The organism is Streptomyces sp. NPDC111606, from assembly GCF_055656945.1.
Map to the genome: position 1 here is coordinate 359,411 of NZ_JBVKBY010000008.1, position 14,807 is coordinate 374,217.

13 protein-coding genes are annotated in these 14,807 nt (G+C 71.1%); 8 read left to right on the plus strand and 5 right to left on the minus strand.

Going from position 1 to position 14,807, the window contains the following annotated elements; translation table 11 throughout:
* Positions 1-3 precede the first annotated feature (3 nt).
* Complete coding sequence (locus tag ACZ7M7_RS28465) at positions 4-1,380, plus strand: YncE family protein (RefSeq protein WP_472121494.1); 1,377 nt, start codon at positions 4-6, stop codon at positions 1,378-1,380.
* 56 nt (positions 1,381-1,436) lie between these two features.
* Here ACZ7M7_RS28465 and ACZ7M7_RS28470 read toward each other — a convergent pair whose 3' ends face one another.
* The 4 genes from ACZ7M7_RS28470 to ACZ7M7_RS28485 form a co-directional block, all read right to left on the minus strand.
* On the minus strand, positions 1,437-2,240 hold the full coding sequence (locus tag ACZ7M7_RS28470; protein WP_472121497.1) for a calcium-binding protein: 804 nt from the start codon (positions 2,238-2,240) through the stop codon (positions 1,437-1,439).
* Positions 2,241-2,389: 149 nt separating this feature from the next.
* Positions 2,390-3,436 carry an MASE1 domain-containing protein gene (locus ACZ7M7_RS28475; protein ID WP_383608121.1) on the minus strand — a complete coding sequence of 349 codons (1,047 nt, stop codon included), beginning with the start codon at positions 3,434-3,436 and terminating at the stop codon, positions 2,390-2,392.
* On the minus strand, positions 3,426-4,277 hold the full coding sequence (locus tag ACZ7M7_RS28480) for a PP2C family protein-serine/threonine phosphatase (protein WP_383608119.1): 852 nt from the start codon (positions 4,275-4,277) through the stop codon (positions 3,426-3,428). The genes ACZ7M7_RS28475 and ACZ7M7_RS28480 overlap by 11 nt, the downstream gene beginning before the upstream one ends.
* Positions 4,278-4,357: 80 nt before the next feature.
* Positions 4,358-8,074: a SpoIIE family protein phosphatase gene (locus ACZ7M7_RS28485; RefSeq protein ID WP_472121500.1), complete on the minus strand. Its 3,717-nt coding sequence runs from the start codon at positions 8,072-8,074 to the stop codon at positions 4,358-4,360.
* A 138-nt stretch (positions 8,075-8,212) separates the two neighbouring features.
* Between ACZ7M7_RS28485 and rutA the strand changes: the two genes are divergently transcribed.
* A complete protein-coding gene (gene rutA, locus ACZ7M7_RS28490) occupies positions 8,213-9,280 on the plus strand; it encodes a pyrimidine utilization protein A (RefSeq protein WP_472121504.1) in 1,068 nt (355 codons plus the stop codon).
* Entirely contained in the window at positions 9,277-9,933 is a 657-nt protein-coding gene (locus tag ACZ7M7_RS28495) for an isochorismatase family protein (RefSeq protein WP_472121507.1), read from the plus strand. Before rutA ends, ACZ7M7_RS28495 begins: the two co-directional genes overlap by 4 nt.
* A 24-nt stretch (positions 9,934-9,957) precedes the next feature.
* Here ACZ7M7_RS28495 and ACZ7M7_RS28500 read toward each other — a convergent pair whose 3' ends face one another.
* Positions 9,958-10,440, minus strand: a complete 483-nt coding sequence (locus ACZ7M7_RS28500; protein ID WP_472121510.1) for a MarR family winged helix-turn-helix transcriptional regulator — start codon at positions 10,438-10,440, stop codon at positions 9,958-9,960.
* Between the two features lie 90 nt (positions 10,441-10,530).
* Here ACZ7M7_RS28500 and ACZ7M7_RS28505 point away from each other — a divergent pair, with 90 nt between their 5' ends.
* From ACZ7M7_RS28505 to ACZ7M7_RS28525, 5 genes are all read left to right on the plus strand, one after another.
* Complete coding sequence (locus ACZ7M7_RS28505) at positions 10,531-10,911, plus strand: HGxxPAAW family protein (RefSeq protein ID WP_383608110.1); 381 nt, start codon at positions 10,531-10,533, stop codon at positions 10,909-10,911.
* 74 nt (positions 10,912-10,985) lie between these two features.
* The gene (locus tag ACZ7M7_RS28510; RefSeq protein ID WP_451167676.1) at positions 10,986-11,873 is read left to right on the plus strand and encodes a DUF2797 domain-containing protein; all 888 of its coding nucleotides are present in this window, start codon (positions 10,986-10,988) and stop codon (positions 11,871-11,873) included.
* 112 nt (positions 11,874-11,985) lie between these two features.
* Positions 11,986-12,378 carry an antibiotic biosynthesis monooxygenase family protein gene (locus tag ACZ7M7_RS28515; RefSeq protein ID WP_472121514.1) on the plus strand — a complete coding sequence of 131 codons (393 nt, stop codon included), beginning with the start codon at positions 11,986-11,988 and terminating at the stop codon, positions 12,376-12,378.
* Positions 12,379-12,456: 78 nt separating this feature from the next.
* Complete coding sequence (locus ACZ7M7_RS28520) at positions 12,457-13,197, plus strand: response regulator transcription factor (RefSeq protein WP_031115301.1); 741 nt, start codon at positions 12,457-12,459, stop codon at positions 13,195-13,197.
* Positions 13,194-14,807, plus strand: coding sequence for a sensor histidine kinase (locus tag ACZ7M7_RS28525; protein WP_383608102.1), 1,614 nt, complete (start codon positions 13,194-13,196; stop codon positions 14,805-14,807). The genes ACZ7M7_RS28520 and ACZ7M7_RS28525 overlap by 4 nt, the downstream gene beginning before the upstream one ends.

Here is a 14,807-nt window from a genome sequence, read left to right on the forward strand (position 1 = left end):
CACGTGCGCATAAGACAGTTCGCAGAAAGAGCGGCACTTTCCGCTGCCCTGAGCCTCTCGCTTCTCGGCCTCGGAACGACCGCGGCCGCCGCGGACACCAGTAGCCCACTGCCGATCAGCTCGTATCGGGACATCGCCGTCGACGCGACCCATCAGCAGGTCTTTCTCAGTGACCCGTTCGGTGACAGCGTTCTCGTGGCGGACTACACGGGCCAGGTCGTGAAGCAGATCAGCGGTGCGGACGGCGCGTGGGGATTCGCGCTGTCCAGCGACTCCAGGACGCTGTACGTGGCGCTCCGCGACGCCGGCGCGATCGCCGCGATCGACACCGTCACCCTGCAGGAGACCGCCCGGTACGACACCGGCACCGGCGCGGGTGCCTATGCCGGTCCGACCTCCCTCGCGCTGGCCGGAGGCAGGATCTGGTTCGGCTACAGCCTCGACACCTGGAGGGGCGCCCTCGGCTCGCTGGACCTGAGCGGCGCGCAGCCGGTCGTCACCCGGGACCAGGGCCTCGACACGTTCCGCGGCTCGCCCCGCCTGGCCGCCACGCCGCAGGATCCGAACACTCTCGTGGCAGCCGAGTCCGACGGCAACACGGCCGCCGTGGCGGTGTACGACGTGAGTACCGGTCAGGCCGACACCCAGGCGCAGCGCGTCGATCCGGGGCCGGACGGATGCCAGAGCCTGCAGGACGTCGCCCTGACGCCGGACGGCGGGCAGGTCGTCCTCGCCTGCGCCGCGGCCCACTACCACCAGGTGTTGCGCACGGCCGACCTGGCGGACGACGGCATCCAGACGACCAGCTGGTCCCCCACCGCGGTGGCCATCGCCCCCGACGGCACGACGGCGGCGGGCGTCTACGGGCCCTCCTGGGCCGACGTGCAACTGTTCGCGCAGGGCGACTCCACGGCCTACACCGCCTGGGATTTCCCGGCGCCCTCCGAGTACGCCGACACCACCCTCGTGCCCGGCGGTCTGGCCTGGGCTCCGGACGGCAGCCGGATCTTCGCGGTCACCGAGACCAGCGGTTCCTCGTCCCTGACGCTGCAGGTCCTGAACCACCCGCAGGTCGCCACCACCGTCACCGTGCAGGCACCCGCCTCGTCACCCCGGAACCAGAAGCTCACCCTCACCGGAAAGCTCGTGGCGCCCGTGGGCTTCGGCGCGGGGACCACCGTCGACATCTGGCGGCTCGACGACCCCATGGCGGGTGAGGGCACGCTGATCGGCTCCGCGACCGTCGCCGCCGACGGCACGTTCCACTACACCGACCAGCCGAAGGCCAAGGGCAGCGTCCAGTACACCGTCCAGTACTACGGCGACGCCCGGCATGCCTATGCCTACGGCTCGGTCACGGTCGACATCACCTCTGACTGAGACTGCATGCGAAACCCCCAGGTCGTAGACCTGGGGGTTCGTTGTTGCGCTCCGGGCTACTGCACGTCCACGAAGTCGCCGGTCGCGTTGACGGCCGGGGTGGTGGTGGTGCCCGCGAAGTTCCAGCGCCAGTAGCCGTCCTCGGACGCGGGGAGCGTGGTCGTCAGGTTGCCGGTGCCGGAGGTGTACACCGTCTTGACGGTGGTGTAGGTGGTGGTACCGGCCTTGCGGAACTGGAGCTTGACCGGCTGGTTGGTGTAACCCCGGTAGTCGAGGTTGTCCCAGTCGGCCCGGGTGAGTTTGCCGGTGACGGTGAGGGTCTTGCCCTTGGCAATCGGTTCCGGGGCCGCGTTCACGGTGAGTTTGGAGTGCCGCTGCAGCCGGGTGGTGGTGTAGCCGGCCGAGTGGGTCCAGTCCTCGTCATTGGCCACCCCCTGCACGCTGACCTTCCAGGTGCCGGCGTGGGCGTTGGTGAGCGCGGTGCCGCCGTACTTCCAGTCCGGTTCGAGGGAGATCGTCTGCGAGCAGGTGGAGGTGGTGGCACTGGAGGCGACACAGTCCGCGTGGGAGTAGTACTGGCCCGACACGATGCGGTCGTCGTAGGTCTCGTAGGGGTTCGCGCCATCCGGTCCACGCCACAGGACGAAGTCGGCGTCCTGGATGCCCGACGGGTGGGTGAAGGTCCCCGACACCGTGATCGTCTTGGCGTAGAGACCGACGACGGTGTTCTTGCCGCCGTCGAAGGAGACGTTGCTGATCTGGACGTCGGTCTGGGTCTCGTCCCCGTAGGCACCGGGGGCGGCGAAGCCGGCCAGCGCGGCGACGGCAGCGAACAGGGCAAAGGCAGCGCGATTGCGCATGCGTCTCCTTCACAGAGGGCAAGTGGGAACCCGCCGACCGACTTGATCGTGTACGGGCCGTTCCCGTGACTCAGGCACAGCCGTCACACAGGCTGTCCGCAATTCCCAGCGCACCTGGATGCTCAAACGTCACATGCGATACGGCGTCGCTACGCCCCCCGTTGGCGGTTGCCTCCGAGAGCCCGTTGAGGATTCGAGCTTGCGCTGTGGATCGAGTCGGTCCTGGGCGGTTGCTTGCTGAGGGGGCGGTCCGCTGCGAGTTGGGTCAGGGCTTCGGTCAGGTCGTCGCAGGCGTCCTGGAGCGCTTGGAGGGTCTGGTTCCGTTCGGTGATCACTGCTGAGAGCAGGAGGGCCGTCAGGGCCACGGTGCCGTTGAAGGCCTGGAGGATGACCATCTTGGCGAGGAGGTCCTGGCCCGCGAAGGGGCCCGAGCCGAGGGCGCCCGCGTAGATCGCGACGACGGAGGCGGTCAGGGCGCAGGGGGCGGCGCCGAGGAGTTGGAAGCGGAAGGCCGCCCAGATGAGGAAGGGGACGACCAGGAAGAGGAGGGAGACCGAGCTGCGGGTGGCGACCAGGGTGACCGCCGCCGTGCCGCCCAGCAGGAGCAGGGCCTCCGCACCGCGCAGCACCGGAGAGCCTCGGGGCAGGTCGGCGGTGCGGACGGCCAGCAGGAGCGGGGCGATGAAGAGGACGCCCATCGCGTCGCCCGTCCACCACACCGACCAGGCCGCCCAGAAGTCGTCGGCGGGCAGCGCGTCGGCGGCCACCAGGACGCCCGTGCCGATGGTCGAGCTGATCACCATGCCGCCCAGGGCGCCGAGGAAGACCAGGGCGAGGGCGTCCTGCAGTCGGTCCAGGGTGGGGCGGAATCCCGCGCGGCGCAGGAGGAGGCAGGCGCAGATCGGGGCGATGGTGTTGCCGGCCGCGATGGCGAGCACGGGGAGGATCGACGGTCCGAGCGCCACGTTCACCACGAACGCCCCGACCGCGACCGCCGGCCACATGCGAAGCCCCCAGAGCATCAGGGCGACGAGCGCGATGCCGGTGGGCGGCCAGAAGGGCGTGATCTGGCCTCGTACCAGTTCCTGCTCGAGACCGAGCTCGGCGCTGCCGTAATAGGCGGCCGTCACCACAACCAGTCGCAGGCCCTCGGCGCCGTACCGCCGAAGCCGCGCATCTGACGCCTCAGAGGTCATCGCCGCCGCCCCGCCCGTGCTCCCCGAGTCCGTCGTAGCGGAGGACCAGGACCGCGGCGTCGTCGTTGTGGCCGGTGAGGTCCGCCACCTTGATCACCTGTGCGGCCAGCTCCTCCGGGTCGGTGCAGCAGGCGTCGCCGACCAGGTCGGCCACCTTCTTCATGCCGTCGTCGATCGGGTAGCCGGGGCCTTCCACCACACCGTCGGTGAGCAGTACGAACGCGCCCGCGCCGGTCAGCTGCCGACGGGACGACGGATAGTGCTCGCCGGCGTGGATGCCCAGCGGCAGGCCGCCGTCGTGCAGGACGATCTCGCAGCGCCCGGCGGTCGTCGCCCAGACCGCCGGGACATGCCCGGCGCGGGAGTCGCACAGCTCCCCGGTGGCCGGGTCGAAGCGCAGGAACGAGCAGGTCACGAACAGCTCGGAGGCCATCGCGACGAGCAGGTCGTTGGTGCGTTCGAGCACCTCCGCGGGGTCCGTGGTGGCGGTCGCGACGGCGCGCAGACAGGTCCGCACCTGCCCCATGTGCGCCGCTGCCTCGACGTCGTGACCCTGTACGTCCCCGATGGCGAACCCCACCGAGCCGTCCGGCATCAGGAAGCCGTCGTACCAGTCGCCGCCGATGTCCAGCCCGCCCCGTGCGGGCGTGTACCGTCCGGCCGCCTGCAGACCGGGCACGGCGGGGAGCTCCGCCGCGAGAACCTGGCGCTGGAGCGCGGCGGCGAGCTCGACGCGCGCCTGCTGGAGCTTGATCTGGTCCATGATCCGGCCCGTGAGATCCCCGAGCTGCTGCAGCAGCTCTCTGGCGGTACCGGCCGATTCGGTGCGGCGGTGGGCCATGGCGTCACACCCCGGTTCTTGCGGAGCGCTTTATGTGGCATATACCGCATATGTCGCTACGCCTCACATATGTGGCGCTTTTACGGTACCCCGGCAGCGGGAGGGTTTTCCTGGTCCGGGACCGGCCCCGGCAGCCCCAGCAGCTCCGGCAGGCCCGCCACGTCCAGGAACATCCGCTCCAGCGGGTCCGCCGCCGGCTGCAACGCCTGCTCCGTCCAGATGCACTTCCCCGTCGCCGTGTACCGCGTCCCCCACCGCTGCGACAGCGCGGTGACCAGCTGCAGCCCCCGGCCTCCCTCGTCCGTCTCCGTCGCCCGGCGTATGCGCGGCATCGTCAGGCTGCCGTCGAAGACCTCGCAGATCAGCTCGGCACCATGGAGGAGCCGTAGGCGCAGGGGGCCCTTGGCGTGCCGGATGACGTTGCCGACGAGTTCGCTGGCCAGGAGTTCGGTGGTGGGGGTCAGGTCGTCCAGGCCCCAGGCGGCGAGCTGCTTGCGGATCAGGCCGCGGGCCTGGCCGGCCGCCCTGGGATCGTCGGGGAGGGGCCAGGAGGCCATGCGGGTGGCGGGCAGCGCGTGCAGGCGGGCCAGCAGGAAGGCCGCGTCGTCGGGCGCCTGGTGGTCGTCGGGGAGGAGGGCGGAGGTGACCCGCTCGCAGAGCTGCTCGAGGTCCTTCGCCGTGCCGTCGGCGTGCGAGGAGCGCAGGACATCGGCGAGCGCCGCCATGCCCTGGTCCATCTCGCGCTTGGACGACTCCACCAGGCCGTCGGTGTACAGCACGAGCACGCTGCCCTCGGGGACCGGGATCTCCGTCGTCTCGAAGGGGGGGTCGGCAGCGCCCAGGGGAGGGTCGGCCGACAGGGGCGGGAAGACCACCGTGCCGTCGGGGTGCAGCAGGGCCGGGGGCGGGTGGCCGGCTCCGGCTATGGAGCAGATCCTCGTCGTGGAGTCGTAGAGCGCGTACAGACATGTCACGTACGACTCCTCGCCCATGCCGCCGACGATGTCGTTGAGGTGGCTCATGATCTCGTCGGGGGGCAGTTCGAGGTCGGCCAGGGTGTGGACGGCGGTGCGCAGCCGGCCCATCGTCGCCGCCTCGGGCAGACCGTGGCCCATGACGTCGCCCACGACCAGGGCGACCCGGCCGCCCGAGAGCGGGATGATGTCGTACCAGTCGCCACCCACGTCCGTGCCCGGGCCGGCCGGAAGGTAGCGGGCCGCAGCCGTGCAGGCAGGGACGGTGGGCAGCGCCCGGGGGAGCAGGCTGCGCTGGAGCTCGCGGGACCGGGTGTGCTCGGCGTCGAAGAGGCGGGCCCGTTCCAGGGCCTGGGCGACCAGGGCGCTGGTCGCGGTGAGCAGGGTGCGCTCCTCGTCGGTGAGGCGGCGCGGGTGGTCGAAGGTGACGGCGCAGATGCCGAAGGTGTGGCCCGAGGCCGTCAGCGGGAGGAGCGCCCAGGCCTGCTTGCCGGCGCGGGCGGGCAGGTCGGCCAGCTCGGGGTAGCGGGCGGCGAACTCCCGCGGGGAGGACATGAACAGCGGCGCGCCGCCCAGTATCGCGTCCCACAGGGGGCTGGGTTCCGTACGTTCGCGGCCGTCGAGGACGGCGAGGACGTCCTCCGGGTAGCCGACGGAGCCGACGGTGTGCAGCCGGTCGCCCTCCACGGCCTGCACCACCAGACCGGTAGCCTCGAACGGCGGCAGCACCCGGCGGGCGACCGCGTCCACCACGTCCTTCGAGGTCGTCGCCTTGGCCAGCGCAGCCGTCAACTCCGCGATCCGTACGGCCCGTTCGGTCGCGGCCCGCTCGGCGGACCGGCGCTCCTCCTCCAGCCGCCGCTTCTCGGTGACGTCGGTGAAGTAGATCGTGCGGCCGTCGGGGCCCGGGACCAGCCGGAGGTGACACAGACGTCCGTTCGGCAGCCGTACGTCGAAGCTGACCGACTTCTCCGCGGCGGCGGCCTGCCGGCAGCGGATCTCCAGGCCGGGCACCTGCTCGGCGGCGGGCAGGTCCCACAGCAGGCGGCCGAACAGCTCCTCCTCGGAGAAGCCCAGGGTGCGTTCGGCCTCCACGTTGGCGAAGGTGATCCGCCAGTCGTCGTCCATCGCGAGGAAGCCGTCGCTCATGTGCCGCAGGGCCCGGCCGAGCGCGTCACGGGCGGAGCGCGGCTCGTCGCTGTCCCAGCCGACGCCGATCATCCGATGGGGCTCGCCGGCGTCGTCGTACGTCGCTCTGCCGCGGGCCTGGGTCCAGCCCCAGGTGCCGTTCAGCTTGCGCACCCGGTACTCGGCCTCGAACACGCCGTGCTCCCGGATCGCCCGGTCCACCAGGGCCAGCGTCGGCGCCAGGTCGTCGGGGTGGACGCACCTCATCCAGTTCTCGACCCGGCCGACGTAGTCCTCGGGCCGGGTGCCGTACAGCTCCAGCGCGGCCTCGTCCCAGAGCAGTTCGCCGGTCTGGATGTTCCAGTCCCAGGAGCCGACGCTGACCTCCTTCAGCGCCTGGCGCAGGCGTTCACCGTTCTGCTCCGGCCGCGCGGGGTGGGAGGGGCCGGCCGGGGGCGGTGCCTGGACCATACGGTCCTCGGTCCAGGCGACGACGGCGCGCAGGAACTCCCACTGCTCGGGGCCCGGTTCGCCTCCGTCGCCCATCAGAACACTGAGGGCACCGATGCTGCGCCCGCCGCTGAACAGCGGGAGCGCGACCAGGCCGGTGCCGGGCCAGGGGGTGGTTGTGCATTGGGGGGTGGTGGCTGTGTGCGGGGAGACGGTGGTCGTGCCTGGGGAGACGGCGTCTGCGCTTGGTGGGTCGGCCGGTGCGCCTGGGGAATCGGTCGCTGTGCCCGGTGGGTTGGTGGCTGTGCCGAGAGCACTGGTGGTTGTGCTCAGGCGGGCGGTGGTCGCGCCCGGGGTGACGGTGTCTGCGCCCCGTGACTTGGTGGCCGCGCCGAGAGAACTGGTGGCCGTGCCCGGAGGGCCGGTGGTCGCGCCTGAGGGGTCGGTGTCTGTGTTCAGTGGGGAGGCGGCCGCGCCTGCGGTGACGGTCTTTGTGCGCGGTAGGTGGGCGGCCGCGCCGGGAGGACCGGTGGTCGTCTCCGGGGGGTCGGTGTCTGTGTTCAGTAGGGCGGTGGCCGCGCCTGCGTCCGCGGTGACGGTCTCTGTGCGCGGTAGGTGGGCGGCCCCGCCGGGGGAGTCGGTGGCCGTGCCTGAGCGGCCGGTGGCTGTGCCCGGGGAGACGGCGTCTGCCCTCGGTGGGTCGGTGGCCGCGCCGAGGGAGTCGGTGACCGCGCCTGCGTCCGCGGAGACGCTCTCTGCGCGCGGTAGGTGGGCGGCCCCGCCGAGGGAGTTGGTGGCCGTGCCTGCGGAGACGGTGCCCGTGCTCAGTGCGGCGGTGGCCGGGCCCCCTGAGAGGGCGTCTACGCCCACTGGCTCGGTGGCCGCCTTCGACAGTTCGGTGCCCGCGCCTGGAGACCCGGTGTCCGCGCCCGGAGGCCCCGTGTCCGCGCCCACGGAGTCCCCCGCCTGGGTCGGGCTCAGCGGGACCCACACCCCGTTGCCCTCGTGCAGCGCGTGGGCCGGGGCCAGGGGGCCCTCCTGGGCGATGATCTCCCAGGCCCGGGTGAGGGCGGGAGGGAGCCCGGCCGTCGACACCAGACGCAGCGCGGACATCGGGCCCCGGAGATGGATCATGCCGCCCAGGGCGCCCAGCTCGCCCACCGCGTGCTGCAGGGCCAGCCGGAACACCTCGCTCTCCGCGACACCGGGGGCCACCGTGCCGAGCAGTGCCAGCCGAGCGTTCATGTCGCGGACTTTACCGTTCCGCGCTCAACCGGTTCGCCGGTTCGCGAGATCCTCACGCCCCGCACCCGACCACCCGACGGAACGTCAACAGCCGTTATCTACCGTGGAGTTGAAGAAATCCCGACCGCGAGGAGCGGCATGGACATCGGCGTATTCATCCCCATCGGCAACAACGGCTGGCTCATATCGAAGAGTTCCCCCCAGTACCTCCCCAGCTTCGAGCTGAACAAGGCCATCGTGCAGAAGGCCGAGGAGCACGGCCTCGACTTCGCGCTCTCGATGATCAAGCTCAAGGGGTTCGGTGGCGAGACGGAGTTCTGGGACCACTGCCTGGAGTCGTTCACGCTGATGGCGGGCCTGGCCGCGGTGACGGACCGGATCAAGCTGTACGCCTCCACGCCGATCCTCGCCCTGCCCCCGGCGATCGTCGCCCGCATGGCCACGACGGTCGACTCGATCGCCCCCGGCCGCTTCGGCGTCAACATCGTCACCGGCTGGGCGCCCGGCGAGTACTCCCAGATGGGCCTGTGGCCCGGCGACGAGCACTTCGGCAACCGCTACGACCGGGCCGTCGAGTACGTCACCGTGATGAAGGAGCTGTGGCGCGAAGGCGTGAGCAACTTCAAGGGCGAGTTCTACGAGATGGACGACTGCGTGCTGTCGCCGCGCCCCGCGAACGGGCACATCGACATCGTCGCCGCCGGCCAGAGCGGCACCGGCATGCGGTTCGCCGCCGCGCACGCCGACTACAACTTCATCCTCGGCAGCGGCGTCAACACCCCGCTCGCGTTCGCGGACTCCACCGCCACCCTCGTGGACGCGGCGCGCGAGACGGGCCGGGACGTCGGGGCGCTGTCCCTGTTCATGGTCATCGCGGACGAGACCGACGAGGCCGCGCAGGCCAAGTGGCAGGACTACCACGACCACGCCGACCGCGCGGCCCTCGCGTACATGGCGGGCGAATCCGCCTCCGACACCACCGCCGACGACACCTCGACCGCCCGCACCATCGTGCTGCCCGAGGGCGCCGTGAACCTCAACATGGGCACGCTGGTGGGGTCGTACGAGACCGTCGCGAGGATGCTCGACGACATCGCCGAGGTCGACGACACCAAGGGGATCATGCTGGTCTTCGACGACTTCCTGGCCGGCATCGAAGCCTTCGGCACCCGCATCCAGCCGCTGCTGAAGTGCCGGCAGACATGAGCGGTTTACGGCGGCCGGGGCCGGCCGCGCAGGAGGAGGACTACGAGCGGGCCGGCCTGGCCGGACACCTCGCCCCCGGCAACTCCCCGGCCCTGCTCGTGGTGGACCCCGCTCGGGCCTACGTGGACCCCGACTGCCCGCTGTACGCCGGGGTCGAACCGGTCGTGGACGCCATGCGGGCGCTGCTGGCGGCGGCGCGCGGGGCGGGGATCCGGGTGGTGGTCACGCGGGTGCGGTTCCGGCCCGACGGCGGTGACGGCGGCGTCTTCTTCCGCAAGGTGCCGACGCTGCGGGTGTTCGCCGAGGGGAGTCCGTACGGCGACTTCATCGACGGACTGGCTCCGGCGGCGGACGAGTTGACGGTGACCAAGCAGTACCCGAGCGCCTTCTTCGGTACGGCACTGGCGGCGTACCTCACCGCGAACCGCGTCGACACGCTCCTCATCGGCGGGCTGACGACCAGCGGCTGCGTGCGCGCCACCGCGCTCGACGCCATGCAGCACGGGTTCGTCCCGGTCGTCGTCGAGGAGGCGGTCGGCGACCGTGACCCGGACGTCCACGCGGCGAACCTCTTCGACATCCGGCACAAGATCGGCGAGGTGTGGCCACTGGAACGTGTCACCGGGTACTTGGGCGGGGCGCGGTGGGACTGAGCCGGGCCCGCAGCGAGGCCGGTGTCAGGTCTTGTCCTGGTCGCGGAGCTCGTCGATGTAGGCCTGTGCGAGGCCCGTCGTCCGGGTGAACCAGTCCGTGAGTACGGCGATCTCGTCGGCGGAGTAGTCGGCGAAGAGGTCGATCAGGCGGGCGTAGTAGGGGCCGTAGAGGGCCTCGACGCGGGTGACCGCGGACTGGACGGCGGCCACGCGGACGCGGCGGCGGTCGGTCGGGTCGGGGCGGCGGGTGACAAAGCCGGCGCGTTCCAGGCGGTTGAGGATGCCGGTCATCGCGCCGGTCGTGACGTGGGCGTGCTCCGCGAGGTCGCCCGCCGTGAGGAGGTTCTCGCCGGCCTTCAGGACACAGCCGAAACAGAGTAGGTCGGTGATGTTCAGGCCCAGCCGCTGGGCCATCTCCTGTTGGCCGAGCAGGTGGGCCGCGATGAGGGAGTCCATCGCCTCCAGCGCCTGGGCCGGGGTGGCGGCGGGACGCGGCTTGGCTTGCATCTTTTCTAATTGCCTTAGCTCGTGAGAGATTGAGTCGCTAAACTTCTTACATCGTGAGGGATTAGCTGCCTACGAGGAGGGAGCAGGCACATGAGCCAGTATGACGAGGGGCATACGGTCGCAGGATGGACCGGAACCGCGATCGCGACGATCGGTTCCGCCGTGGTGGGGGCGGGGATATGCACGGTCTCGGCCGTGCTGATCACAGGCGGACTCGGCATCGCGGCGGCGAGTGTCCTCGTCACCTGGGCCCTGCACCTCTCCGGCTGGGGCAAGCCTCCGGGCGTGCGGCCGCGAGGGCAGTGGCCGATGGGGGCGCGTGACCTGAGCGCGCGGGCCGGGCACGCGGACTGCTGGGGGTGCCGGCTGGCGGGACGGGGGCGGGCACTGGAACGGCGTCCGGCCGCGGCGACGTCCGAGGCCGTCAGTGTCACGGGCGAGCAGGAGCCCGCTGTCGCCGAAGCACGCTGAAGCGCACTGAGGCCGGTGGGCCGATGAGCCGCTGAACGGCCGTTGTCAGTGCCTGCCTCTACTCTCGAAGAGCGATGGCACAGGCATGGAGATGCAAGGGGCTGCGTTGGTCGGCGGACGGCCCTGAGCTGGCGTGGGACGGTGGTCGGCGCTCTGAGCTGACCTGGGGGAAGCGGGTGGCCTTCGGGGTCGCGGAAGGGGGAGTGCGGACATGCGTGGGAGCGCGGGGGCATGCGTGTCCGGTGCGGGCGGTCGTGCCGGGGCGGAGTACGGGGGCGCGGTGCGAGGAGTGCGCGCGGCTGGACCGGGCGCACTCGGTGGCCGCCGACACGATCGCGGACGACCCACGCCCGTACCACGTATATCTGGCCTGGTTCGGCCCCGGGATGACCAAGGTCGGCATCACCGCCCTTGAGCGAGGCTCGGCCCGGCTGCTGGAACAAGGGGCGGTCTGCTTCAGCTGGCTGGGTGTGGGCCCACTGATGGCGGCGCGGCGCACGGAGGAACTGCTGCGGGCGGCCCTGCGGGTGCCGGACCGGATTCCGTACGCCGACAAGCGGGCGGTGCGGTCCGCGCTGCCGGGGTCGGCGGCGGAGCGGGCGGCCGAGGTGGAGGCCCTGCACGCCCGGGCCGTGGCCCTTCCCGCCTGGCCGGAGTCACTCACCCGCGAGCCCTGCCAACCGGTCGACCACGCCGGGGTGTTCGGGCTGGCGGATCTGCCGGCCGCCGCCGGACAGGTGACCGAGCTGGTCGCGGGCGGGGTGGTGAGCGGGCGGTTGGCGGCGGCTGCGGGGCCGGACCTGCATGTGGAGACGGGGGGCGGGGTGATCGTGGTCGACACGCGGTTGATGACGGGCTGGGAACTGGTGCCGGCGGGCGGAGGTGAGGAGGGCGGCGAACTGACCATGCCGGTGCGGGAGTTCAGGGACCGGGAGGCGAGCGTGCAGGACGGGTTGTTCTGACGGCGTCCCCGCGCTGGAAGGGGTCGGCTTTGGCAAAGAGTTGGATCCCGTCCGGATCCCTTTCGGTAAGGAGCCTGGACGGCGTGCGGCGCCGGGACCGATGGTGACTGACATGAGCGATCACCACATGGCACCTGTCCCAGCCCATGAAATCCCTTACTACGCCGTCGTGTTCACGTCCGTGCGCACCGAGACGGATGCCGGATACCACGCGACCGCCGAGCGCATGGCAGAGCTGGTGAAGGAGATCCCCGGGTTCCTCGGCGAGGACTCGGCACACACGCCGGGCGGCCTGTCCGTCACCGTCGCCTACTTCCGGGACCTCGCCGGCATCGAGCAGTGGCGGACCGACGCGGAGCACCGTGCGGGCAAGGCGTACGGTCGTGAGCACTGGTACGAGCGGTACGTCGTGCACATCGCCCGGGTCGAGCGGAGCACCGCGTTCGAGCGCGTCGGCGGAGGCCCGAACTCGCCGTCGGCCAAGGAGTTCCCAGGGGCCGCCTGAGAGCCGCCTGTGCGTTTCTCAGGAAACTCACAGGCTCCAGAAAGCGTGTTCTCAGAGGACGCCGATTAGGTGTCCACCATGACCACGACCTCGCCCCAGGGGCGCACCGAACTGCTGAGGCCGGACGGGAGCCCCGTCCGAGTGCTTGTGGTGGACGACGAGATGTCGATCACCGAACTCCTGTCCATGGCCCTGCGATACGAGGGCTGGCAGATCCGGAGTGCGGGGGATGGCACGGGTGCCATCCAGACCGCGCGTGACTTCCGGCCCGACGCCGTCGTCCTGGACATGATGCTGCCGGACATGGACGGGCTGACCGTCCTCGGTCGGCTGCGGCGGGAGCTGCCCGACGTGCCGGTGCTGTTCCTGACGGCCAAGGACGCCGTGGAGGACCGTATCGCCGGGCTCACCGCCGGTGGGGACGACTACGTCACCAAGCCGTTCAGCCTGGAGGAGGTCGTGGCCCGGCTGCGCGGGCTCATCCGGCGTTCCGGCGCCGCAGACCGGCGCTCCGACTCCGTGCTGGTCGTCGGTGACCTCACGCTCGACGAGGACAGCCACGAGGTGTCGCGGGGCGGGGAGAACATCCACCTCACCGCCACCGAGTTCGAGCTGCTGCGGTTCCTCATGCGCAACCCGCGGCGGGTGCTCAGCAAGGCGCAGATACTCGACCGGGTCTGGTCGTACGACTTCGGCGGGCAGGCCAATGTCGTCGAGCTGTACATCTCCTACCTGCGCCGGAAGATCGACGCCGGTCGGGAGCCGATGATCCACACCCGGCGCGGTGCCGGTTACCTGATCAAGCCCGCGGCGTCATGAGCGGGCGACGACGACCGCGTACGCAGAAGAGACGGGCGGGTCAGCCGCGCACCCTGCGGACGCGGCTCGTCGTCGCGTCGGTGGTGCTGATCGCCGTGGTGTGTGCGGTGATCGGCACGGTGACGACGCTTGCGCTGCGCTCGCATCTGTACGAACAGCTTGACGGTCAGCTCAACGAGGTCGCGGCTCGGGCGTCCGGGGCGTTCAGGCCTCCGGACCAGCCCAAGGACGACGAGGCGCCCGACCAGGGCAGGAAGCCCAAGGCGGTCGTCCTCAAGGACTTCGTCGCCAAGGGGCCGCAGCCGAGCGGCACCATCGCGGCGAAGGTCCAGAACGGCTCTGTCACCGAAGCCCAGATCGGCAAGAAGACCACGGACGACAACGGCGTCCCCCAGATGAAGCCCGAGTCGCTCAGTGAGGCCGCGACGAAGGCGGTCGGCTCCGTTGCCCAGGACACCAAGAAGCACACCGTCGACATCCCCGGCTACGGCGAATACCGCGTCCAGTACGCCACCGGACCCAACGGCACCTACTACGTCGCCATCCCGACCACCGACGTCGACAACACCCTCAACACCCTCATCCTCATCGAGGCCAGCGTCACCGCCGCTGCCCTCGTCGCCGCCGGTATCGCCGGCACCGTCATCGTCGGCGTCGCCACCCGCCCCCTCCGCCGGGTCGCCACCACCGCCACCCGGGTCTCCGAACTCCCCCTCCACACCGGCGAGGTCAACCTCAGCGAACGCGTCCCCGCGACCGAGACCGACCCGCACACCGAGGTCGGCCAGGTCGGCGCCGCGCTCAACCGGATGCTGGACCACGTCCACGGCGCCCTGCACTCCCGCCAGCAGAGCGAGATGCGGGTGCGGCAGTTCGTGGCCGACGCCAGCCATGAGCTGAGGACGCCGCTCGCCTCCATCCGCGGGTACGCCGAGCTGACCAGACGCGGCAGGGAAGAGGTCGGCCCGGACACCCGGCACGCGCTCGGCCGGATCGAGTCCGAGGCCGGGCGCATGACCCTCCTCGTCGAGGATCTCCTCCTGCTCGCCCGGCTGGACGCCGGGCGGCCCCTGCAGTTCGAGCAGACCGACCTGATCCCGCTCGTCGTGGACACCATCAGCGACGCCCGCGCGGCCGGCATGGACCACAACTGGCGCCTCGACCTGCCCGACGAACCCGCGCTCGTCTCGGCGGACGCGGCCCGTCTGCAACAGGTCCTCGTCAACCTGCTCGGCAACGCCCGCAACCACACCCCACCGGGTACGACCGTCACCGCCCGGGTGCAGCGACGCGGCCCGTGGCTGTGCGTGGACGTCGAGGACAACGGCCAGGGCATCCCGTCCGATCTGCTCCCGCATGTCTTCGAGAGGTTCGCGCGCGGTGACTCGGCGCGCTCCCGTGCCACCGGCTCGACGGGCCTCGGCCTCGCGATCGTGCAGGCCGTGGCGACCGCGCACGGTGGCGCCGTGACCGTCGACAGCGTGCCCGGGCGTACCGTCTTCACGGTGCATCTGCCCGCTCTCCCGACGCCGCCGAGCCCCGAAATGAGCTGGCAACAGCACTCACAGGCACAGCACAGTGCCACCACATGGGCGGAACAGGGCGCCTGA